The sequence below is a fragment of the Arthrobacter psychrochitiniphilus genome, from assembly GCF_003185915.1.
Lineage (GTDB): Bacteria > Actinomycetota > Actinomycetes > Actinomycetales > Micrococcaceae > Specibacter > Specibacter psychrochitiniphilus.
Genome location: NZ_QHLZ01000005.1, coordinates 246,244 through 267,996 on the forward strand (window position 1 = coordinate 246,244; position 21,753 = coordinate 267,996).

The 21,753-nt window shown below is 58.1% G+C and carries 19 protein-coding genes, 7 tRNA genes, 3 pseudogenes and 1 riboswitch; of the genes and pseudogenes, 14 read left to right on the plus strand and 15 right to left on the minus strand.

Annotated elements, in window-relative coordinates; genetic code table 11:
• The first annotated feature begins 2 nt into the window (after positions 1-2).
• On the plus strand, positions 3-602 hold the full coding sequence (locus CVS29_RS09835; protein ID WP_110106141.1) for a V-type ATP synthase subunit D: 600 nt from the start codon (positions 3-5) through the stop codon (positions 600-602).
• 195 nt (positions 603-797) lie between these two features.
• Here CVS29_RS09835 and CVS29_RS09840 read toward each other — a convergent pair whose 3' ends face one another.
• Positions 798-1,337: a flavodoxin family protein gene (locus CVS29_RS09840; RefSeq protein WP_110106142.1), complete on the minus strand. Its 540-nt coding sequence runs from the start codon at positions 1,335-1,337 to the stop codon at positions 798-800.
• A 1,007-nt stretch (positions 1,338-2,344) separates the two neighbouring features.
• Here CVS29_RS09840 and CVS29_RS09845 point away from each other — a divergent pair.
• Positions 2,345-2,797, plus strand: a complete 453-nt coding sequence (locus tag CVS29_RS09845) for a universal stress protein (protein ID WP_110106143.1) — start codon at positions 2,345-2,347, stop codon at positions 2,795-2,797.
• A gap of 121 nt (positions 2,798-2,918) precedes the next feature.
• Here the strand turns inward: CVS29_RS09845 and CVS29_RS09850 are convergent, their stop codons facing one another.
• Positions 2,919-3,389, minus strand: a complete 471-nt coding sequence (locus tag CVS29_RS09850; protein WP_110106245.1) for a pyridoxamine 5'-phosphate oxidase family protein — start codon at positions 3,387-3,389, stop codon at positions 2,919-2,921.
• A 781-nt stretch (positions 3,390-4,170) separates the two neighbouring features.
• Between CVS29_RS09850 and ppsA the strand changes: the two genes are divergently transcribed.
• A complete protein-coding gene (gene ppsA / locus CVS29_RS09855) occupies positions 4,171-6,639 on the plus strand; it encodes a phosphoenolpyruvate synthase (RefSeq protein WP_110106144.1) in 2,469 nt (822 codons plus the stop codon).
• A gap of 525 nt (positions 6,640-7,164) precedes the next feature.
• Here the strand turns inward: ppsA and CVS29_RS09860 are convergent.
• Positions 7,165-7,395 carry a hypothetical protein gene (locus CVS29_RS09860; protein ID WP_110106145.1) on the minus strand — a complete coding sequence of 77 codons (231 nt, stop codon included), beginning with the start codon at positions 7,393-7,395 and terminating at the stop codon, positions 7,165-7,167.
• 1,112 nt (positions 7,396-8,507) lie between these two features.
• Positions 8,508-9,169: pseudogene (locus tag CVS29_RS09865) on the minus strand (VIT1/CCC1 transporter family protein).
• A gap of 658 nt (positions 9,170-9,827) precedes the next feature.
• Here CVS29_RS09865 and CVS29_RS09870 point away from each other — a divergent pair.
• A complete protein-coding gene (locus CVS29_RS09870; protein ID WP_245932159.1) occupies positions 9,828-10,373 on the plus strand; it encodes a universal stress protein in 546 nt (181 codons plus the stop codon).
• Between the two features lie 113 nt (positions 10,374-10,486).
• On the opposite strand, the pseudogene CVS29_RS18865 reads toward CVS29_RS09870, so the two are convergent.
• Positions 10,487-10,741: pseudogene (locus tag CVS29_RS18865) on the minus strand (hypothetical protein); the annotation flags it as partial.
• 987 nt (positions 10,742-11,728) lie between these two features.
• On the opposite strand from CVS29_RS18865, the gene CVS29_RS09875 reads away from it, so the two are divergent.
• Entirely contained in the window at positions 11,729-12,169 is a 441-nt protein-coding gene (locus CVS29_RS09875) for a prevent-host-death protein (RefSeq protein WP_110106247.1), read from the plus strand.
• 44 nt (positions 12,170-12,213) lie between these two features.
• A complete protein-coding gene (locus CVS29_RS09880; protein WP_211315119.1) occupies positions 12,214-12,609 on the plus strand; it encodes a cytotoxic translational repressor of toxin-antitoxin stability system in 396 nt (131 codons plus the stop codon).
• 481 nt (positions 12,610-13,090) lie between these two features.
• Here CVS29_RS09880 and CVS29_RS09885 read toward each other — a convergent pair whose 3' ends face one another.
• The 7 genes and pseudogenes from CVS29_RS09885 to CVS29_RS09915 all read right to left on the minus strand — a co-directional run bounded on the left by CVS29_RS09885 (position 13,091) and on the right by CVS29_RS09915 (position 17,816).
• A complete protein-coding gene (locus CVS29_RS09885; protein ID WP_110106147.1) occupies positions 13,091-13,312 on the minus strand; it encodes a helix-turn-helix domain-containing protein in 222 nt (73 codons plus the stop codon).
• 405 nt (positions 13,313-13,717) lie between these two features.
• Positions 13,718-14,521 (minus strand): heliorhodopsin HeR, encoded by an 804-nt coding sequence (gene heR / locus CVS29_RS09890; protein WP_110106148.1) that lies wholly within the window; start codon positions 14,519-14,521, stop codon positions 13,718-13,720.
• A gap of 229 nt (positions 14,522-14,750) precedes the next feature.
• A pseudogene (locus CVS29_RS19095) lies at positions 14,751-14,993 on the minus strand (DUF4158 domain-containing protein); the annotation flags it as partial.
• Positions 14,994-15,014: 21 nt separating this feature from the next.
• The gene (locus tag CVS29_RS09900; protein WP_110106149.1) at positions 15,015-15,395 is read right to left on the minus strand and encodes a hypothetical protein; all 381 of its coding nucleotides are present in this window, start codon (positions 15,393-15,395) and stop codon (positions 15,015-15,017) included.
• Between the two features lie 394 nt (positions 15,396-15,789).
• The gene (ybaK, locus tag CVS29_RS09905; RefSeq protein WP_110106150.1) at positions 15,790-16,287 is read right to left on the minus strand and encodes a Cys-tRNA(Pro) deacylase; all 498 of its coding nucleotides are present in this window, start codon (positions 16,285-16,287) and stop codon (positions 15,790-15,792) included.
• Positions 16,288-16,311: 24 nt separating this feature from the next.
• The gene (locus CVS29_RS09910; protein ID WP_110106151.1) at positions 16,312-16,770 is read right to left on the minus strand and encodes a SufE family protein; all 459 of its coding nucleotides are present in this window, start codon (positions 16,768-16,770) and stop codon (positions 16,312-16,314) included.
• A 125-nt stretch (positions 16,771-16,895) separates the two neighbouring features.
• A complete protein-coding gene (locus CVS29_RS09915) occupies positions 16,896-17,816 on the minus strand; it encodes a sulfurtransferase (RefSeq protein ID WP_110106152.1) in 921 nt (306 codons plus the stop codon).
• 259 nt (positions 17,817-18,075) lie between these two features.
• On the opposite strand from CVS29_RS09915, the gene zapE reads away from it, so the two are divergent.
• Positions 18,076-19,137 (plus strand): cell division protein ZapE, encoded by a 1,062-nt coding sequence (zapE, locus tag CVS29_RS09920; RefSeq protein ID WP_110106248.1) that lies wholly within the window; start codon positions 18,076-18,078, stop codon positions 19,135-19,137.
• Positions 19,138-19,227: 90 nt separating this feature from the next.
• Here zapE and CVS29_RS09925 read toward each other — a convergent pair whose 3' ends face one another.
• Entirely contained in the window at positions 19,228-19,413 is a 186-nt protein-coding gene (locus CVS29_RS09925; RefSeq protein WP_110106153.1) for an antitoxin, read from the minus strand.
• Between the two features lie 136 nt (positions 19,414-19,549).
• Positions 19,550-19,611, plus strand: a riboswitch (guanidine-III (ykkC-III) riboswitch).
• 12 nt (positions 19,612-19,623) lie between these two features.
• Between CVS29_RS09925 and CVS29_RS09930 the strand changes: the two genes are divergently transcribed.
• Positions 19,624-19,938 carry a DMT family transporter gene (locus CVS29_RS09930; RefSeq protein ID WP_110106154.1) on the plus strand — a complete coding sequence of 105 codons (315 nt, stop codon included), beginning with the start codon at positions 19,624-19,626 and terminating at the stop codon, positions 19,936-19,938.
• A gap of 111 nt (positions 19,939-20,049) precedes the next feature.
• Here the strand turns inward: CVS29_RS09930 and CVS29_RS09935 are convergent, their stop codons facing one another.
• Both CVS29_RS09935 and CVS29_RS09940 read right to left on the minus strand, forming a co-directional pair.
• Positions 20,050-20,235: a CsbD family protein gene (locus CVS29_RS09935; RefSeq protein WP_110106155.1), complete on the minus strand. Its 186-nt coding sequence runs from the start codon at positions 20,233-20,235 to the stop codon at positions 20,050-20,052.
• 199 nt (positions 20,236-20,434) lie between these two features.
• Positions 20,435-20,509: transfer RNA gene (locus CVS29_RS09940), tRNA-Val, on the minus strand.
• A gap of 537 nt (positions 20,510-21,046) precedes the next feature.
• Here CVS29_RS09940 and CVS29_RS09945 point away from each other — a divergent pair.
• The 6 genes from CVS29_RS09945 to CVS29_RS09970 all read left to right on the plus strand — a co-directional run bounded on the left by CVS29_RS09945 (position 21,047) and on the right by CVS29_RS09970 (position 21,750).
• Positions 21,047-21,119, plus strand: a tRNA-Gly gene (locus CVS29_RS09945).
• 26 nt (positions 21,120-21,145) lie between these two features.
• Positions 21,146-21,219: transfer RNA gene (locus CVS29_RS09950), tRNA-Cys, on the plus strand.
• Positions 21,220-21,267: 48 nt separating this feature from the next.
• Positions 21,268-21,339, plus strand: a tRNA-Val gene (locus CVS29_RS09955).
• 52 nt (positions 21,340-21,391) lie between these two features.
• Positions 21,392-21,464: transfer RNA gene (locus tag CVS29_RS09960), tRNA-Gly, on the plus strand.
• A gap of 89 nt (positions 21,465-21,553) precedes the next feature.
• Positions 21,554-21,625, plus strand: a tRNA-Val gene (locus tag CVS29_RS09965).
• A gap of 52 nt (positions 21,626-21,677) precedes the next feature.
• Positions 21,678-21,750, plus strand: a tRNA-Gly gene (locus CVS29_RS09970).
• Positions 21,751-21,753 lie beyond the last annotated feature (3 nt).

Below are 21,753 nucleotides of genomic sequence, written 5' to 3' on the forward strand. Positions count from 1 at the left end.
AAATGAGCGGCACGGGACGCGCGGCAAGGGTTCGGCTTGAACGTCGCCTTGAAACAGCGCGCCACGGTGCGCGCCTTTTGGACCGCAAACAGCGTATCTTGATGGATCAGATTGAACGGCTACACCTGCACATGGACCAGACCCGGGCGGAGTGGGAGGATCTCGCCGGGGAAGCTGCCGTGTGGCTGCGTCGCTCAGCCGCCCTGGACGGCAGCGCCCGGATAGCGGCGGCGGCGCCGTTGGCCGACGCTACAGTATTTTTCCGGTGGGGTAACGCGATGGGTGTTACGTATCCCGAAGATGCGCAATGCGCTCTTCCTGCGTTGCTAGCGCAGTCGGGAAGTTCGGCTCTATCCTACGCTGCTTCTGTCCATCGCAGCGCGCTCGTTGCTGGAGCCCGCCATGCCTCTATCCAGCGCGCTGAGTTGCTGCTGGCTGCTGAACTTCTGGCAACCCGGACACGTCAGCGAGCGGTTGAGAGCCGGTGGATTCCCAAGCTGGAGGACGAGCTGGCGAATATTCGAAGGCAGCTCGACGCCCAGGAGCTTGAAGAGAGCCTGCGCCTTCGCTGGGCCGCCGACAGGAAGTCTGGCGACGGATGAGGGCGCGGTTCTATTGGTGGCATGAGGGACCACGATATTCTAGGGACAGGTCCTGAGAGTTTGCTAACTTGTGAGCTACGGCGAGCACTTGTTCCTTTGCATCGCACGCCCATTCCAACGAGCAGGGTGACGACGCAGTTAGCGCATGTTAGCAACCCTCCATCACTGTGCGACGCCGGTGGCAGGCAGCCAAGTTTAGTGGTGAATGAACTGTTCCATGGCTTTTCCTACGCTGACGCCCCAGTCTCGAGCTCGGTCCAGCTCACCTTCTTCGAGGGTGTTGTCCCTGGACACGAGGAAGCTCTCTGGCGAAATGACGGTGCGCGAGCCGCGTTTCGTGAGCGCGTGTTCGATGTGCCCTGACGCTGCTCCTGTCAGAATGTGCGCCTTGTCCGCTCGCGTGTCGAAGGCTGCGCACAGAGCAGGAACCAGATCAAGATCCTTGATCCATTCACGTACCCCCATGCCCGGCGTTGAGGGTTCGAGTGACAGATGCTTGGAGGCGTCGCTGGCCCACGTTATTGCTTCTTTGCGCGATTCCGGTCTTGTCATGCCATGGACATGGGTTGGTCCGCCCAGAACCAACAAGTCGGCCGAACGCGTGGCCTCTTTAGCTCGCGGATCGTTGACGTTTGCCGTGACCACCACGCCAAAGGGAGCCAGCCCTTCAGCGACCGCCAAAGCGACGGCGCGTGTGTTGCCAAACATGGATTCATAAACGACGACGACACTCATCTGGATTGCCTTTCGTGTGGATCAAGAGTTGCCGGTTTCTGTTTCAAGATTTACTGGTCCCGGTCCAGTGCACCAGTGCCGAACGACCCACTGCTCTGGAGGGGGAGCTGACGGCTGTGGGGGACTAGGAGGCGTCGCTCAACGCCATCGTGACTGTCAGGGGCCGCTGCACTACTATTCATGGTGATTCACCTCTTGGGGGGGGAAATTCAACACGGATAACCTGGGGGCTTTCTCCTCATAAGGGCTCCTTGGGGGTCGAGGTGGGCCATATGGGGGAGCATCGAAGGAGTGTGCCGGCCGTCCTCGCCATGGAGTGATTCAGCCACCATGGATGCAGCAGGGGAAAGGGCCATGGCCTCGTGTCGGTGTCCACTTTAGGTTTCGCTAACGCCGGCTTTAACCGGGACATTGGGCAGAGGATACGACGACGGTTGGCCAACAAGGTGATTACGGAACCGTGCCCTCGGCAACGGCTGAGGCAAATTCACCCAAGTCCAGGCGTTGCACACACCGTGATTTCGGAGTCTATGCATAGCAACACCCGACATGCCGTGGTGGCCGCGGGCAGGGGAACCCCAGTCTGCTCAAGTGCTGCCCGTGAAGGCATATGCGAATGGATGTGGTCCTTCGGCGGGACACGTGACCAGGCTGTCGTCTGCGGTGTCTAGCATGACGCGGCATCTTTGCCGACTGGCCGCGCGTTTAGACGCTTTGGTCGGCCTCTAGGCAGTAAGGGGTTCTCCACGCGGGATACTGCGGGAAGTTTCCCCTTCACCGGCAAGGGTACGGGTTTGTTGCCACAGGAAGAGACTCTGGCATAGGTCTTCAGCCATGTTGTGCACAAGGTGCTTCCGACGCAGTGGGAGGCACCTCGGTCCCGTGTTCCGAAGCTGAGTAGGGTTGTCGTCATAAAGAGGACTGGTGACGTTGGACCCTAGACGGCGCTGACCTAGGGCGTCAGTATTGATCACAGAAGACAGCTCAACCAACGGAAGGCTTGCACCATGGGTAAAGAGAAGGAAACTGGCCGTATTGTCGTCGGAATCGATGGGTCCGCAGAGTCCATAGTAGCCCTCAGGGAAGCCGAACGTGTCGCAAAGGCAACTGGTTCATGGCTCGATGTGGTGACATGCTGGAGCGATTCAACATTCGCAGCCGGGCAGTCTTCAACGAGTGCTTCGGATCTTGAAAACAGGGCCCGCCAACTCCTCCAAGACAGCGTCTCGAACACCTTCGGGACACCATTGCCGGATAGAGTCTCCACGAGTTTGGTCCGGGGCCAGCCGCGACAGAAACTGATTGAGCTCAGTGATGGTGCGGACATGTTAGTGGTTGGGCGGCGGGGGCATGGCGGGTTTTCCGGCCTTCTTTTGGGCTCAGTCAGCCAGGCGTGCGTGGCCCATGCGCACTGTCCAGTGCTGGTCGTTAATATGGGCCACGATGGTGAGAGCCTTTAGCGCGATCAGTAGTGAGACATCAGTAATGAAACATGTCGACTCCGATGACCGGCATGCCGGGACGTCGTGTTGCCGAACATGGAGTGACTGAAATTACCGCCAAGGGGCCGCTTCAGGTGTCCTACTCGAGCCCGGCCCGGATCGTGTCATCCAAGGGAACATTCCACGTCATGGAAGCATCAAGGGTGAAGCGTCTGCCCGTCACTTCCTCAGCGACGATGCGTACGAGTTGGTCTTTTCCAACTCCCTGCCACGGAAACATGCCTTTGCTTGCCGTGTTAAGAACCTGGCTGTCTGAGGCGGTGATTTCGGTATGGCCCTTGACGACCACGCTCCACGCTACGCCGAACTCTCCACTCACGGCGTCGGCCTCTAACGCAACCCATGCTTCGTGGCGGAGTGCATCGAGCTTTCTGCCGCCACCTGTTCGAAAGATGAGGGACTGCCCGTCTACCTTGTAGTTCACAGGGAAGACGTCGGGGCGTCCGTCCACGATGACGGCGAGCCGTCCGATGGACGTTTCAGAAAGTACCTTCCAGCATTGCCCGGGGGTAAGATTTTCTACTTTTGGTGCCAACGGATTTGCTCTCATGCAGATCATATTACGTCTGCTCCACCCTAGGGGAATAGGGTCCAAAGTCCCCGATGCCAGTACTGGATGGCCCATGGCTGGACGTGAACACGGACTAGGGTGTGATGGGGCGCCGTTGGATGCTATATCGATTCAATTCCCTCAGCGGGTACCAAACGTAAGATTGTGCTGGGAACCTCAAAGAGATTCCTCTTGAGCAGTGCAGGTGGACAAGGGCGAATGGTTCTTGGGTTCCATGGCGTTGTGGTTCCAACATTCGATGGGCGCTGTGGACTTTTAGGGATAAGCGGGTTCTGGCAGCGGCGCAGAGTCTTTGTCACGGACCCACTCTGCAAAGCGGGGGGCAGATCTTGCAGTGGCGGCAGGTCTACCGCAGCTCATGCACCATCCGCACAACTTCGTACCTGGGACAACACGCTGGCGCCGAGGCGCCTGCTCGCCCTCGCCCTAGTGAAGATCCATGCGAAAAATCTGCGGCTTCGAACACTGAGTAGCAACTAGTCGCCCTCCGGCTACGGATCTGCCTGTTCCTCAGGGAAAGTCGACTCGAAGACAGGAGGCACGGTTCCTTTAAGGACCGTGCAGGCACAAATAGCTCCTTCGCTGGTTGCAGTCGGGTCCTAATCTAAGTGAGTGCGGGACTATTCCTTGCCAGTAGAGCAGAGGTCCCTTCGTCCCGAAGTGGCCCCCACGTGGAAAGCTTGTCGGACAGTGGGACTTTGGCCCCTACCCGGACTTGACCCAAGGGAGTTGACTCGTGACGTGGGCACCTAGCTTGGGAATGCCCCACGGAGCAGAACAGCGAAGATGCGAAGGAAACCTGATTACTGTGGATAAAGAGAGTGTTGTTTGGCTTGAGGACGTCGGCATCAAGGACGTTGCCTACGTTGGCGGAAAGAATGCCTCACTGGGAGAGATGATCCGATCCCTGGCTGCCGACGGTGTCAGGGTGCCCGGCGGTTTTGCCCTCACAGCTGCCGCGTACCGGACGTACATCGCGGAAAACGACATGGCGCCACGGCTGGAGCAGATCCTCGCCACGAAAGACTCTGCAGGCACCAATTGGCGATCGATCGGGAACCAGGTGCGTGAACTGATCCTTGCTGGTGAGTTCCCGCCCGAGACAACCACGCAAATCCGTTCTTTCTACCGCGAGCTGGCCGTGCGCACCGGGCACGAAGATCCCGCCGTCGCAGTTCGCAGCAGCGCCACTGCCGAGGACCTGCCTGACGCCAGCTTCGCCGGACAGCAGGAAACCTTCCTGAACGTCAGGGGTGAGGAACAGCTGCTCGATGCCTGCCGACGTTGTTACGCATCGCTCTTCACCGACCGTGCCATCAGCTACCGGGAGATCATGAAGTACGGGCACCTGGACGTGGCGCTGTCAGTGGGAGTCCAGCTCATGGTTCGCTCGGACCTAGGGGCTGCCGGCGTCATGTTCTCCCTCGATACCGAATCCGGCTTCCCTCGAGCCGCTGTCCTTAGCGCCAACTGGGGACTCGGTGAGACAGTGGTCCTAGGCATGGTGAACCCGGACAAGTACGTTGTCTTCAAACCGCTTCTGGGCATGCCAGCGTTCTCGCCCGTGATCGAAAAGTTACTTGGTTCAAAAGGGTGCAAACTTGTTTACTCCTCCGACGGCGGCGCGGGAACGCGCATGGTCGACACCACCGATGCTGAACGGACTTCGTTTTGCCTGAACGACGACGAGATCCTCCAACTGGGCAGGTGGGCCGTCCAGGTCGAGAACCATTATGGACGACCCATGGACATGGAATGGGCGAAGGATGGGATGAGCGGGGAATTGTTCATTGTCCAGGCCAGGCCAGAAACCGTCCAGGCGCGCAAGAGCGGTACCGTGATGAGCACGCACCGGCTGACGGAAGAAGGGCGGCTGCTGGTAGAAGGCGCTGCGGTGGGCGATTCCATAGCCTCTGGCATCGCCTGCGTGATCAAGAGTGCTGCGGACATCGGCAATTTCGTGGACGGCGCTGTCCTGGTCGCCGAACAAACAGATCCGGACTGGGTCCCGGTCATGAAGCGTGCCAAGGCCATCGTCACTGACAAGGGTGGGGCAACCAGCCATGCGGCGATCGTCAGCCGCGAACTGGGGATTACAGCCGTCGTCGGGACAACTGATGCCACCAAAGTGGTTGTGGATGGGCAGTCCATCACGGTGTCCTGCGCGGACGGGGACACAGGCCACGTTTATGAGGGACTTTTGGCGAGTGCCCAGGACGATGTGGACCTCGGCGAATTACCAGTCACGCGGACGTCCGTCATGCTCAATCTTGCCAGCCCTTCTTCGGCGTTCAAATGGTGGCGCCTGCCCGCAAAGGGCATCGGGCTGGCACGCATGGAGTTTGTCATTAATGACATGGTCCAGGTGCACCCGATGGCACTGGCATACCCTGAACGGGTCACGGATCCGGCGGATCGGGCCAAGATCAAGGAACTGACGCGCGGTTTTGCCGACTCCTCAGACTACTTTGTGCAAACCCTTGCGCGCGGCCTTGCCAAGTTAGCCGCACCGTTCCATCCCGCGCCGGTAGTCGTACGGTTCAGCGATTTCAAAACGAACGAGTACGCCCACTTGATCGGTGGCTCAGTCTTTGAAGGGGAGGAATCCAACCCGATGATCGGATTCCGTGGAGCATCGCGCTACTATGATCCGCATTACCGGGCCGGTTTTGACTTGGAATGCCGGGCCATCCTCCGCCTTCGTAACCAGTGCGGCTTCATGAACGTCATAGTGATGGTGCCGTTCTGCCGGACACTTGCTGAAGCGGACCGGGTCCTGGCCGTAATGGCCGAAAACGGACTTGTTCGTGGTCAGGACGGGCTCAAGGTCTACATGATGTGTGAAATCCCTTCCAACGTCATTCTGGCGCCAAAGTTTGCCGCCAAGTTCGACGGCTTCTCCATCGGCTCAAACGATCTCACCCAGCTTGTTCTCGGTGTAGATCGGGACTCGGCCATACTCGCCCCGCTCTTTGACGAACAGGACGAGGCCGTCAAGACCATGATTAGTCAGGCGATAGCCGGAGCCCATGCCGCAGGCATCCGGATCGGGATATGCGGGCAGGCACCCAGCAATCACCCTGAGTTCGCTCAATTCGTGGTTGCGGAAGGCATCGATTCCATCTCGCTGAACCCCGACAGCTTTCTGCGTACCGTCCCGGTCATCGCAGCAGCAGAAGCGGCGCAGAAGCAAAACCCGATTGCGGCGGCTAAATCATCCAGGTTTTAACGGATGGTGTTGGTGCTTTGAAAGAAAAAAATTCAATGGCAGTGTCGAACAAGTGTCCAGATGAGCTTCCTCAGAAGGCGGCCCCTCCTGTGATGAATGGGCAGAACAAGCCTTCAGACCGGCGTGGTGCGGCTACCCGTATGCGTGCGCAGATGGGAACACCGGCGGAGATCGACCGCTCCTGAGAACCAACACTTGCAGTTTGCCCCGCCAACCTATTTCGCGGCTAAAGCCCGTTCGGAATCTAAACGGCAGATAAGTGATGCTGTAATTATTGCGGAGATTACCCAGTCCACCGGAAAAACTAAGGTGGCTTTGATGCTAGGAAAGTCCATTTTGCTCTGAATGGTGGGGGCCACACGATGGCACGGGGCCTCGTGGAGCGCTCGATGAACGGTCTGGACTGAACGATGCACCCCGGGCGAAGGGACCCCGCATCTGGAGCGTAGTCGCAGAGACCGGAACGGGAAGGATATCGCAACCTATCACGAGGGTGATCAGCGGCAGCTGGTGTGAAACCCACCATCAAATTTCGGCTGGCTGACGGCTATTGCCGTGGCGCCCCGGACCAAGACGCCGGCTCGTATGCGAACCAGAGATTACCAGATGCGCGGGCCGTGATCCGTAAACTCCTCGTGACGCAAACTTGCAGCGCAGGATCAGGGCCGGCAGCTGCTGTTCAGTAATTCTGTTCTGATCCCCAATGGTGCCGAAGGCGAGCCCAACAATTTCAAGAACAAGACGATGCTTGCCCATGCCGCCACCTAGCCATTGTCTGGATACTCATTGTCAGGTGGCCGCTGCTGCGCGGGGCCCAGGGTATCCGCATTGCCGATGTGCATATAGACCACCTCGGCGGTCGTGTCCGCAGTGACGGGTACCGTGGCCGGGCGTCAAGATTTTTGCAGGGTCAAGGTGGGCCAGACACCAGAATCTTATATATTGGGCGAGTCTAACACCGTCGTCAACAGCATCGCACTGCCTCTTGGAGAGGCGCAGCCGCGTGAGTCAATGAGGCGGCAAAGGCCCGTCCCACATGTGTCGTGAAACGTGAGACGCTTGCTCGTGTGGCGCGCATTGCCTCCTGCTGCTGCGCCATAGTTCCGATCAGCACGATCGGAGCGGGAACCTGGAAAATGACCCGTTTTGTTTTCCCGCCATTGCGCGCAGCAGATGATGGAAGTCGAAGGAGATGCCTGTCTCGCCCGCATCGTGACCAACGCTGGCACAGGCCTTTTCGCTGTTGGTGTCGTTCAGGTGGGCGGTTACACGGCCGGTGGGTCAGACCGCTGAACTACCGTGTGCACCCGTCTGGCGCGTTGGAGAAAGGAGTCCACCCAGATGTGGGCGTGGGCCACATGCTTCATCCGAGGAATGCGTTTTGGTGGCTATAGCAAAAATTGCTCAGCTATTTGGCAGGGGAGCCCGCCAGACAATGTGGGCCGTGCATGGTGGGCATGACTGCCATGATCCGGAAGGGTACTGTCTGGTTCGCTGGAATTGCATTGAAGATATTCTCGGACGGCTGTAAGGCGCACTTTGCCGGTGCCTTCACTAGAAAAATCAGGAGGACAGCTTGAGGGAAACGCTCCCTATTTTACTGGTTCAGGTGTGAAGGGTGTGGGCTTGCGCCGAACTCTTACCTGCCGGGCGGGCGGCAATGACTGGCGCTATCCTCTCGCCAAACAGTCCTGCAACGGTGGCCGTTCAAACGTCACGGTAAGTCCCGAGGACGTTGATACCGTCGGGGAGGAGGTCAACCGGTGTTCCTAGCGTCGATGAGCTTGTCATCACAACAGGGCAACAACTGAAGCCAGGCATCCCCTTCATCCTGGTGACGGAGTCCGTATTGTGATTCTTGGTGGCGGCTAAATTAAACCGCTTGCACCGAGGACGCTGCCGATGCCACAGTTCGCCGCTAGTGCTAGAGCACCGCCAATGACCAGACGAGGCGCCGAAGTAATTTTGGAGCTGCCCCCAATGGCGGCGCTAAGAGTACCCGTGAGGGCCAAAGCCAGCAGGACAGCTATGAACGTCACAGGGATCCGCAGCTCGGTTGGCGGCAGCAAAATAGCGAGCAAGGGCAAAACCGCGCCGACGGTAAACGCTACCGCCGAGGCATATGCGGCCTGCCACGGATTGGCTACCTCGTTTTGGCTAATGTTGAGTTCTTCAGATAGGTGCGCGGACAGGGCATCGTGGGCCGTCAGCTCAACGGCCACTTGCGCCGCTGTGGCGGGACTGAGACCTTTAGCCCGATAGAGCCCCGTAGGTTCAGCCAATTCTGCGTCCGGGTCCTCGACGAGTTCGCTCAGCTCCTTCTCGATCATGCCCGCTGACCTTCGCGTTGGCTGCTAACGGAAACATATTCACCCAAAGCCATCGAAATGGCGCCACCAACTAGCGCAGCGACTCCCGCGACAAGAATCGGGGTTGACGAGTTCGCCACACCCGCGACTCCAACGACCGTCGCGGCGACGGAGACGATACCGTCGTTGGCGCCGAGCACCCCTGCCCGAAGCCAGTTCAGGCGCCTTCGAGGGCGCTTTGTGCCGTTTGATTCTCACTACTTCTTTGAAGAAGCAGCCCCGCCAGTGCCAGGACCAACATCTGGTACATGATGTGTGGCATCTGTGCTGGCGCCAATCAGTATGGGCCGGGGGTGATCCGCTCACGAGCTGGGATGTGAGGCTCCTTGGCTTGCCCAATCCAAATGCAGTCTCAACTGCATCATCGAGGTTCTTTTGTGAAGCCCCATCAAAATCGAATTTTCCCACTGCGTAGGGCACTATGTAGGCGTTTGGATACTTCCAGAACATCAAGGCTTTCACCTGTGCGAGGAGATATTTTGCCAACCATACGGCTTCGCTCAGAGCCCTAATGGACGAGGCTCGTCCGTCGCCTCCGATGATGATGGTGGGTTTTCAAGGTTGTCCTCCCGTCCTCACGGGGTGGATCTGATCCCGAGTTACGGGATCTAAAACGTAGAAAAGGCTCCTCCGTTGTCCCAAGGGTGGCACTATCGTGAATCGAACGTTAGGGACTTTTGACCCTGTGCAGCTGCCTTCGCCGGCGTTGATCATTAAAGTGGGTCGGGCAGCGAAGTGGAAAGTCTGAGCGGATCAAGCCCCTTCTGGGAGGTGCCTCGCGGCCGGAACTGCAGGAATCAAACGTGAAAGAGTCGAAAGATGGTTGAAGCCATGGAAGAAGAGAGAGTCCACGAGCGTGCGCGCATTGTGGTGGGTGTAGACGGGTCTCCCGAGTCGGTCTTGGCACTGAAGTGGGCACAGACGCTGGCGCATTCACTTGACGCCACGATTACAGCTGTCACCGCATGGCATGTGGAGACCATGTTCGGCACGTACATCAGTCCGGACTGGGACCCGAACGAGGATGCGCGCCGGATTCTGAGGATCGCCACGCACGAGGCATTCGGAGACAACCCGCCGAAAGGATTTACTGGAGTATCCGTTCGTGGAAGACCAGCCCAAGCCTTGCTCGAGTCCGCCCAATCTGCGCAGATGCTCATAGTTGGCTCGCGTGGTCGCGGTGGATTCACAGGAATGTTGTTGGGCTCCGTGAGTTCTGCCTGCGCCGAACACGCAAGTTGTCCGGTCTTGGTAGTACACGGTACAGCGGATATAGCGGAGGCGCAGGCAGCCTTGGATGTAAGCCATGAGGTCACCGAAGCGACCAGCCCGTCAGCTGCGCTGCGGCGCGAAACGACTTCGTAAGATCGTACGGTTGAAGAATGTCCATGGTTTCTCCGTCAGACTTCTTACAGAGCCTCTTCCTGATTTGGTGCTACTAGACACCGACATCAAACCCCAGGAAGAGGCTCCCTCCGTTAAGAACACGGCGATGCTAGAAAATAAGAGTGGCCAGTTTCATGGCCACCATTCGGCAGTTTTTCATGGCCGCCAACAATGGTCGGCAAGGTGTTGGGGAAAGTCCTATGGCAAGACCTTTGCGCCCTTCCCGAGGGTTCTTGAACCATGGCTTGCAGGAGTCGGTAGAAGATCATGCCGGGGGCGTGTGAGTGTCTGCGCTTGAACCAAAAGGCGAACTCGTCAAGGAAGGTGCTCAGGTGTTCTGGCTGGATGCCGACTAGCGTCACGAATTTGAAGTCATGTCGAGGAGGCTGCGTGACGGCGTTCGTCAAATTGGCGTCCGTGGCGAACGTTAGGATTTGGACGGCTTCACGTCTAGTCGTGAGTCACGAATACGGGAACGGTCGAGCATTCACAGGATGTCGGGTTTCTCAAGGCCTGTGCAGTCAATTGGACACCATTCAATTTGTGGCAAGGCTGGTGGGCTTGAAGCGGCATCCGAACGCTACGCTGTGCTGCTGGCAAGGGGAATCGGGAGCTGGTGTCATGACATCGGCCGGTGGCTCGGATGCCTAGAGGGCTGGTGATAGACGATGAAAATGGTGGAATTCTAACTCAAAAACGTGAGCAGAAATCGAGCCTAGTTCCGCCCCAAATCATGCCAAAAACGTGAGCAACTTTTCGTTCAAAAACGTGAGAAAACCGTGACCTGGGTCCTTTTTGGCCTCAAACCACTCTGACCTGCTGAACCTAACCGCAGGTCACCAGGACCATGTTGGTACCCCGGGCCGGACTCGAACCGGCGGTCAAGAGAATCTAACCTCCTGAGTATGGCGGGCTGTCGTTGACCCTCAAAAACATTGAGTTCTAGCGAATTTTGGGTGATTTCAAAGACGATGGTATGCCGTAGATGGCGGTTGTTTTGGTTTAAAAAGGGGGAGTAATAAGGGGAGTGCCTCTTGCGCTCGCTTTCACGTCAACTGGATTTCGGCTGCGACTATCGGCGTGGACAGGTTCGCCGGTGATTGGCCGTCGTGCTCTGTCCATGCCAACTTCTGTGCTGCCTATTTTACGCCTGGCGCCGGAAGCGGGCACTTCGTTGGTTGCAGATGGGTGACCTTTGGGCCGTTTCAATACTGCTGACACCCGACTTCAAATGGTCGGTGGTCGAGGATGACCTCAAGTCCAGGCGTCCTGGACTTGACCATTCTTCGCCTACGTACTTGACGTACGTGATGTACATATGGATGATGGGCTGTATGAGTACCCCTAAACATGAGAGCGCCGGCGGACGCGTTTACGGTTTTACCCAGGCGCGGGAGTCACTGAAGGCGATCCTAGATTCCAGCGAAAGGGGTGGATTGTCTACGATCAGCCGTCCGGATCGAGCTCCGGCAGCCGTGGTCAATGGTGAGAGCTTGCGTCGCTTTTTGGCGTTAACGGTCGCGCCGAACGTTCAGGTCGTGAATGAGGACGGGGCGTGGGCTGTTTTCATGTCTGGGCAGCCGTTTGCCGCCGAAGCCACTGAGCTAGGGGAGGCCCTAGAAGACTTCGTGGACGCACTGCGGGACTATGCAGAAGATTGGGAAGACCACCTGTATGCCGCCCCAAACCATCGGGAGAATTGGGCGCTGGTCCAGCTAGTTGATCTATCCACGGATGAACAGTTGACCACCTGGCTTACTGGTTCCGTGGCGTGAGCGTCCGTCGGCTCGGTGGTCGGGATGACCACGAGAAATTCTGTGTGACCGAAAAGTGGGAATTGGTGGTGAATGCCCGCGGGAAGCCCGTGCGACACCACACAACATACCGACTTGCGCTGAAGGACGGGCGGATCCTGCGAACGCGTATTTCACGCCCGGTGGACCGGACAACGTACTCAGCGTCGATCTGGAACCACGTTCTCCAAGACCAGCTCACGGTCGAAGACGATTTGTTTTGGGCCTGCGTTGAGGATGGGGTGTTACCTGCGCGCGGTACTGCGTCCGTACCCGAGTCGGCGATTCCCCTGGCGCTGGTCTGGCAACTCACTCGCACTGCTGGTATTGATGAAGCAGTCGTTGCGCGAATGACGAAGGAGCAGGCTGTCCAGGCGATCAATGACTATTGGATGTCCCAAGGGAACCAAACCGGCGACTGACGGCTCAGCCCCCGGGCAGCAGGGCTTTTTCGCCATGGCGGGGTGCGGATTCAAAATGGCCAGCACCTGATTGGCAGGTTACGCCGACCTGTATGTTTCGCCGACGGAGGACATCCAGTTGCTCAGAATCTGTTTTGCGCGGCTTCGAATCCATCAAATTACGCTCATCGACAGAGAAAAGTAAAGACCGGCACTGGACCCCTAGGGGCGGAACCGGTCGTGTTGGTCAAAAATTACCACATGTGTCGCCTCGATTCGTCGACTTGACGCCCAGCCGCGTGGCACCTCTGCCCGGAAGCGGCTAGCAAAATTGGCTGGGCAACCCGCGCGTAAGGTCTCAGCCTTTGGCCCAGAGGCGCCCCAAGCTTCGTACCTGCGCACGACACCGTCGAAGGAGCGAAACGTGGCGCGGGCACGCCAAATATTGGGTTTGAGCTGCATGCGGGTGATCTGACCCCACGTGCCCAACGGCAGGCGTGCTCTAGGCAAAGTGATCTTCCGTCGTTGCGAGCCACTCATTGAGGTCGCTGCGGCTGATACGCAGGTGCCGGCCAATGCGGTGAGCTCGTGGACCAAGGTGCTTGACCCGCCACTGGTAGAAGGTCTGCTCCGGAATTTGCAGTTCCTTGCAGATGTCCCGTGGGCTCAGCCATTCCTCAGCGACTGCTGCGGTGGACGGGACATGGCTAATTTGCTCGCTCATCAGATGCTCCTGTTCAACATGGACGTTCCCCTTTCCATGGCGCAAAGACACTGAAACCACATGACCGCCGTTGGCATGCCGGAAGAACGACGACGGTGAGCTCGCTTACCGCTGTCCCCGAGCGGGGACTCTACTATTTGGGTTGACGTCGGGCCGCTGATAATAATGCCAGCGTTGTGCGGCAAGGCGCGCGTGCTGGCTAGCCATGTCATCGGCTCCAACGTGGTGAACCACCAAGTCCCGTCGGGCTGGACCGGACCGTGCGTGGACGGAAATGGGGGAGGGCGGTCATGCGGCATAACGTTTTTCTCGGAATAATCGGTATTCCAAGACAGTTGCCCCGAAATCGACCAAGCCTCGACAAGGACGAGGAGGCACAGGGTGTTGGCGATTCAGGCAGACGAGTCAGCCAGTGAATGCGGGAACGATGGCTCCCGAGAACACCTGCCACGCGAGGGCCGACTTGGCCACCAGGCTCAGGGTGATATAGGTGCGCTCGCCCTGCAGGTAACTCTTCCACTTGCCGACCTGCTTGTACTGCAGCCACTGATTGACGGCGAAGGTGTTGAAGAAGAGGAACAATGAAATCACAATGCCCACGACGAAGCTGGGCGCGGCAACGTCGCTTTCGCTTCCGGGACGCAGGAAATAGATCAGAACAATGATCCAGGGCACGCTCCCGACCATCGAGCCGAAGATGAAGGGCAGCATCCCCCCGGAGCCAGGTTTCTCGTACTTCTCCTGCAGGGCGCCGAGGAGGATCATCGCGGCATTCACTGTGAAGACCGCGAACAAGGCTGCGATATCGGTGACCCCGTTGATGGCCAGGATCAGCCAGATCATGATCGATGAGCTGAGTGCGTACTCGGTCCAGCGGAAATAGTTGTGGTTCTGCTTGAGTCCATTCTTGTAGCGGCCGAAGAACCACGGGCTGGAGACCAGGAAGTGGAAGACGGCACTGAGTGCGAGGAAAACGACGACCCCGACACCGATGTTGATCTCGAACACTGTCACGCGTTCCGGCGGTATGGGGGCACCGGGTGGGCCGGCCAGGTAATCCGCCGTGACGGGGAACAGAACCTGGGTGCTCAGCATGGTGAGAATGATCGTGAAGGCGATGGCCTGCAACAGGTGCAGGCTACCCGCGACGACGTTGTAGATGCGAAGCCGAGCGATCTGCTGCTCGCCAGAGTATTTCTTCTTCGCCATGACCGTACTCCTCTGTCTCATGTGGGTTCAACGCTAACATCGACTCACAGGTGAGGACACCCTTCTGCATGCGTGGGATTGCGGAGGAGCCGAAGCGGCGCGCACGGCTTGACCCGGCTGACAGTCAGTGCTCCGAAGTCGTGATCAGAAAATCGATCAGCAGCGGTGCGAGCGCATCGGCAGATGCCTCGTGGGTCTGGTCCGGCAGGGTCCTGTATGTTCCCTGAGGCACGGCACGTGCGGTGACTTTGGCTGTCTTCACGCGCTCGGTGGATGGCTTGACCACTGAGGGATCCGCGATCCCGAGCTGCGCCGCAACGTAATCGACCACAGCCCATGGCACATCGAGCGGGTCGGCAAGAAGCGCCCGCAAGAACCGGGCCGTCCCGACCTGCACGGCAAACCCAATCCGGCTGTGCTCACCCCTGTGCCTGCGGATCAACTCCAAATCGTTCTGCGAAGGTTCTCCCACGAACCGCCCGAACGCGGCGGTCTACGCATCACTCAAAAAATTCAACTGGCACAACTGTGAGAGAGGCTGAACGGATATGAGTTGCTTGAGGCCGTGGGAATAGAGACGACCTTTGAAGTTGAGAGTGTTGATTTTCTCGAGCAAATCGCTGAAGAGTCTGAATACAGCAATCAATAGCTGTAAGCGTGTTCTGGGCCACAGATTGGCAAGTGACAATTCCAACCGACCCTCAACAAACTCTCCAGAATCAACGCAAACTGGAGAGTGTTTAGTAGCTGCCATTGTTCCGCATCTTCCCCGGAAGCGCAGGTCAATACTGGGTAGTGACAAGGGATAGTAGGTTGATGCTTGGAAAGCGGCGATGCCAGCCGCCAGCCACTGTTTGACGGTTTTGGGCTGCACAGCATTCTTATGGACCGGCCAGCAGCGAGGAGGCCTGCCCACCGGGAATCCGGCGAGCGGCGCATTCCTAAGCGTATGTCTGATCATTAGCGTGTGTATCCGCCCCCGTCTGCCTGCGTTTGAGGACCCTTGGGCTTCGGGGCAACCCGTGTCGCGTGTAAAGGGAGAGTCCACTTGGCTGAAAAGGGGGAGTGATTTCTGAAGAAAGTTTTGTTGAATTGGGGGAGTAAAGGGGGAGTTGGGCCGTTTTTGGCCTTTAACGACTCTGACCTGCAGAATGAAACCGCAGGTCAGAGGCACTTTTTGGTGCCCCGGGCGGGAATTGAACCGACGGCCAAGAGAATCTCAGGTTCAAATTCTGCAAATATGCCAGCTACCAAAAGAGCTCCGGGCGCTACGAGTGACCGATCCTCGCCGTCAGTGCTTTCGTGATGAGAATCAGATCTGCCGGTGCCAGTTCAATATCGAAGCCGCGCTGGCCGCCAGAGACAAATATGCTGCTGTACTCCAGGGATGAGCTATCAAGAACAGTGGGGGAGGGCTGGCGCTGACCGATGGGGGAGAGGCCACCCAGGACGTAGCCTGTGCGCCGCTGGGCTACGGCCGGATCAGCCATTGCGGCCTTCTTGTGGCCCATGGCCTGGGCCAGCGCCTTCAAATCTAGAGTCCCATTGACCGGAACAATGGCGACCGTGAGCGTGCCAGCAACATCTGTCATGAGCGTTTTGAACACCCGTTCCGGCGCGATGCCCAGAACATCCGCCGCCTCCATGCCGTAACTCGTAGCGGCGGGATCGTGCGCGTACGCGTGGGCGGTGAACGCAATCCCAGCCTTGGTCAAGGCAATAGTTGCAGGGGTGCCAGGACCTGCACCCGCTGATTTCTTGGCCATGATTCTCTGGTTCCGCCGTTCAGCCTATGCAGCCGGACGGACGCCATTGGCAAGCTTGCGCTTGACGCGGCCCAGCATGGCGGACATGCCACGCATACGCAGGGGCGAGATGGCGCGTGTCAAGCCCAACTGTTCCGGCATGTCATCCGGGACGGCCAGAATCTGCTCAGCAGTCAACCCATCCAGTCCTTCGAAGAGAACCGAGGCGAAGCCGCGGGTGGTGGGTGCCTCAGGCGGGGCCTGGAAAAATAGGCGAATCACATCGCCGTTGTCAGTCGCTTCGGATTCCACCGTCAAGAACAGGGGTGACTGGCATTCCATAACTTGTTCCAGAAGTTCAGGATGCTTGAGCAGCCGTTCCGGCAGGGCAGGAAGCGAGCGGGAGAATTCCAGCAACAGCGTCAAGCGGTCGCGTTCTTCCAATTCCTGGAAGTCATTGACGATTTCGGCCAGTGCTGGGGGGAGTGCTTGTGAAGTAGTCATCAACTAAAGCGTACGATTCTTTTCCGGTCTTATCCAAAGTGTGTGAAACATAAATGGTGGGCCCACGGCTTCGAGGGCCCTGTGGTTGGGTCGCCAGCGACCCAACCACAGGGAGATGCTGGGGACTAGTTTGAGGCGGGCAGTTCCCCGCGCTCAGGGCCAACAGCGATGGGCACGCGCACGGCGTTGCCCCACTCGGTCCAGGAACCGTCATAGTTACGCACAGTGTCAAAGCCCAGTAGGTACTTCAGGGCAAACCAGGTGTGGCTGGAGCGTTCACCAATGCGGCAGTACGCCACCACGTCATCTCCGGGAACAAGGCCAGCTTCCCCGAGATAAAGAGCCTCAAGTTCCTCGCGGGTGCGGTAGCTGCCGTCCTCGGCAGCGGCGCGCGCCCACGGGATGGACGCTGCAGTGGGGATATGGCCACCCCGCAGTGTTCCTTCCTGAGGGTAGGCGGGCATGTGGGTGCGCTCGCCCGTGTATTCCTCAGTGGAACGGACATCGATGAGGGGCTTGCCCAGGTGCGCTAGCACGTCTTCCTTGTAGGCACGGATGGGAGCGTCGTTGCGCTCCACCACCGGGTAACCGGCCGACGGTGTAACAACAGTGCGCTCGGTGGTCAGTTCGCGGCCCTCGGCGATCCACTTGTCTCGGCCGCCGTCGAGCAGGCGGACGTCTTCGTGACCGAACAAGGTGAAGACCCACAGAGCGTACGCGGCCCACCAGTTGGACTTGTCACCGTAGACAATGACAGTGCTGTCTCGCGAGATGCCCTTGGCTTGGGCGAGCAGCGCAAAAGCCGCGCCGTCAATGTAGTCGCGAGTGACGTCGTCGTTCAGGTCAGTGTGCCAGTCGATCTTGACGGCGCCGGGGATGTGGCCGGTTTCGTACAAGAGCACGTCTTCGTCGGACTCGACAAGAACAATACGCCCGTCCGTTGCGGCGCCATCGGCGAGAGCCTCGGCCAGCCACTGCGAGGAAACCAGACGCTCCGGGTGGGCGTAGGAGGCGAACTTCTCGTTTGTTTCTACTGCAACTGGCATGATGCCCCTTCTGATTTTAACCGTCCCGGCCGGTGCCGCCCGGGAATTTCCGGGACGCTTCTGCGGCCATGGGAGAAGATTGGCTGGCCGCCGCACATGGGGACAGCAGCGTTTCCTGTTCTATCAGCTTAACGATTCAAGGCCCCGATTACTTCCCGGCGTTAACGCAACGCAATATGGCACGGGTATTCTTAGCACCGTGAGTTGCGGGCTTGAGCATGAGCCTGCGCAAAAAATTCTTGATGATCGGAAATCTTTCTTGGTACAGGTTGAACAACTTTCCACGCGCCGCCCGGCAGTTTCAGTGGATGAACTGCTGGCGGGTTTTGTCCCCTCGCCGCGTTTTGGTGAAGTTTCCTTCGACAGCTACCGCCCGGATCCTGCGCAGCCGTCCCAGTCTCAGGCCGTGACCATGTTGCGTGAATTCGCTCAGGGTGCTGCCAAGAAGCCGGCCGGTGGGCTGCGTAAGTTCTTTGGCGGCAAGGCCAAAAATGCTGGGGGCGGCGGGCGTGCCGGGATCTACCTCGACGGGGGGTTTGGTGTGGGTAAGACTCACCTGCTCTCCTCGCTGTGGCACGAGGTTGAGGGGCCCAAGGCGATCGGTACCTTTGTTGAGTACACCAACCTGGTGGGGGCCCTGTCCTTCCGCAAAACGGTGGAGGCGCTCAGTGCCTACAAGTTGGTGTGCATTGACGAGTTTGAACTCGATGATCCCGGTGACACGGTGCTGATGTCCCGGCTCATGCGGGAATTGGCCGACGCCGGAGTGAAGTTGGCGGCCACCAGCAACACCCTGCCGGGTTCCTTGGGAGATGGACGTTTCGCTGCTGTGGACTTCCAGCGCGAGATCCAGGTACTGGCGGACCAGTTTGAGATCCTACATATTGATGGCGAGGATTTCCGGCACCGCGGTCTGCCCACGCCGCCGGAACCCATTGCCAACAGTGACCTGGATGCGCGCATGCGCCAGGACTTCGCCGGGCGCACGGTTGCGGTGGATGATTTCAGTGTCTTGGTGGACCACCTTGCCGGGGTTCACCCGTCCCGCTACCGGCAGCTACTGAACGGGGTGGACGCCGTGGTCTGGCGCAATGTCCACACCATCACCGAACAGTCCGTGGCGCTGCGCTTTGTGGTTCTTGCTGACAGGCTCTATGACAAAGACGTGCCCATCTTGGCCAGTGGGGCACCCCTCGACCAGCTGTTCACCCCTGAAATGATGACCGGCGGCTACCAAAAAAAGTATTTCCGCGCCGTGTCACGTTTGACTGCGCTGGCCCGCGAGGCTCAAGAAGCCAGCGTTAGAACCCCTGCCGTATAAACCTGTCGCTTAAACGCGAAAAGGCGTCGGTGCCGTCTCTCGACGGGACCGACGCCTTCCTTGACGCGAAATTAAAGGGCGAAGGGCTGGTTACTGAGCGGCGCCGTCAACGAAATCGCCGGCAGACTTCTGGACCGAATCAACGTGGTCCTTGAACTTGTCACCGGTCTTGCTGTCGACGAAGTCGCCAGCCTTCTCGATGCCGCCCTTGATTGCTTCCTCGTGACCGTTGATCAGTCCCGCGGCCTTGCCCTTTACATCGTCAAAAATTGACAAAAGGCACCTCCCTTCGATTCTGGGGCCATTGGCGCCCCAACTTTTCCCAGCATAGTAGCGGCCCGCCCATTGTCAATAGTTCCCACGACTCTGTGGTGTGCCGCTTTCCGGGGCAGGTGTCCTTGTGCCAAAATGAACGATGCCAAGTGGCACCCGGACGAGGTGCGCCGTACCCGGCCAGCGACAAGACGGCGCCAAGGAGTGGTAGTCATGGCATGGATGATTTTAGTTGTGTCCGGAATGCTGGAGGCCGTTTGGGCCACGGCACTGGGAAAGAGCGAGGGTCTTTCAAAGCTGGGCCCCAGCATCGTGTTTGTCGTGGCACTGATCGCCAGCATGGTCGGTTTGGCGTGGGCTATGCGAACGCTTCCCATCGGTACCTCATATGCGGTGTGGGTGGGAATTGGCGCCACCTTGACGGTGAGCTATGCAATGATCACCGGCACAGAGGCAGTCTCACTGCTGAAGGTGTTGCTCTTACTAGGACTTGTTGGCTGCATTGTGGGCCTAAAAATAACCCACTAGTCTGTTCTGCTTCTAGCCTGCTTTGAGTTTGATGGCAAGAAGAAAGCCCGCCGGCCCAGCTTAGTGCTGGACCGGCGGGCTTTCTTCTTGGGTGGCGAAAGTACCTATGGCCTACTTGTCGAAGACGTCCTTCGCGGCGTCCTTGACGTGCTCCCCGGCCTGTTTGGCCTTGGCTGCGGCCTGGTCCGCAGCACCTTCTGCCTGAAGTTTCTCGTTGTTGGTGACGTCCCCGAGGGATTCCTTCCCCTTGCCGACGACTTCCTGGGCCTTGTTGCTGATCTTATCTCCGAGTCCCATGGGACCTCCTTCAATTCGAATCCAACTAGAACGATCTCTACGGTAAGAAAAAAGTCTGAGAGTTTCCTGAGTGTTACAGCCTGCAGCGTATGGTGCGTATTACGGTGTCATTGACAGGATCTGCCGTACTTTCCCTGTTGAGGACACGAAATAAGCCCCTCCAACTCAGCGATTGTGCTGGTTAGAGGGGCTTTTCTTTTGGTGGGCGATACTGGGTTCGAACCAGCGACCTCTCCGGTGTGAACGGAACGCGCTACCACTGCGCCAATCGCCCAATTTGCTTCCACTAACCCGCGGGCTGTGTGTGTTCCTTGGTGCGTTCAAAACAATAGCCCAAACTTTTCGCAGCGCATAATTTGCCGTGTTCGAATACGTGGTTCGAATACGTGGCCCTGCCGAAGGATCGGCCGCGAATCGCTCACCGCGGCGTGTCTTTGATGTACGCGCTGCTCTAAGCTGGCCCCACGCCAGCGCCGCCCCTTACGGAACGATGCGCCACCGAGGGACGCTAAAAGCGCCACCGGGGAGACGGTGCTGCATTTGTAAATGATGAATGTGACGAGGGCCTCATGAAGGATTACTGTCCTAAATGGCTTTAAAAGGCTCCAATATGGCTGGAAATGACACTCGTGTAATTCGAATGTCGGGCTCAAAAACCGCACCAATTCAACGATTTCCCTGTGGTGGTGGCTGTCAAAGATGTGCGGGGGAGTGTTCGATTTGGCGTTTGGGATTCTGCTCATGTAATGTTTTCACCGCAGCAACACGGACTACCGAAGCGGAAACGCAGAGGCTAGGAAATGTAGCTTGTGCGGTTGTAGCTCAGCTGGTAGAGCACCACCTTGCCAAGGTGGATGTCGCGAGTTCGAATCTCGTCAACCGCTCGCATGACACCATAGTCAGTTCGCATGGTGGGGTGGCCGAGAGGCGAGGCAACGGACTGCAAATCCGTGCACACGGGTTCGAATCCCGTTCCCACCTCCATTTGGCTGATCTATTGTGTTTTGCTGTATAGTTCAGCGAGATGCCTTAGGGCGATTGGCGCAGCGGTAGCGCGCTTCCCTGACACGGAAGAGGTCACTGGTTCGATCCCAGTATCGCCCACGGATGAATGTAAAAATTCATTCTCTTCGGAAGCAATTTCGAAAAAAGTATTGCGGTTGTAGCTCAGCTGGTAGAGCACCACCTTGCCAAGGTGGATGTCGCGAGTTCGAATCTCGTCAACCGCTCGTAAAAAATGGTTCGGGAATTACCGGAATCCTACGGGATTCCGGTAGTTTCATCTTGACCCAAGATTTTCATTGAATAATGAGAATTTGGGCGATTGGCGCAGCGGTAGCGCGCTTCCCTGACACGGAAGAGGTCACTGGTTCGATCCCAGTATCGCCCACGGATGAATGTAAAAATTCATTCTCTTCGGAAGCAATTTCGAAAAAAGTATTGCGGTTGTAGCTCAGCTGGTAGAGCACCACCTTGCCAAGGTGGATGTCGCGAGTTCGAATCTCGTCAACCGCTCGA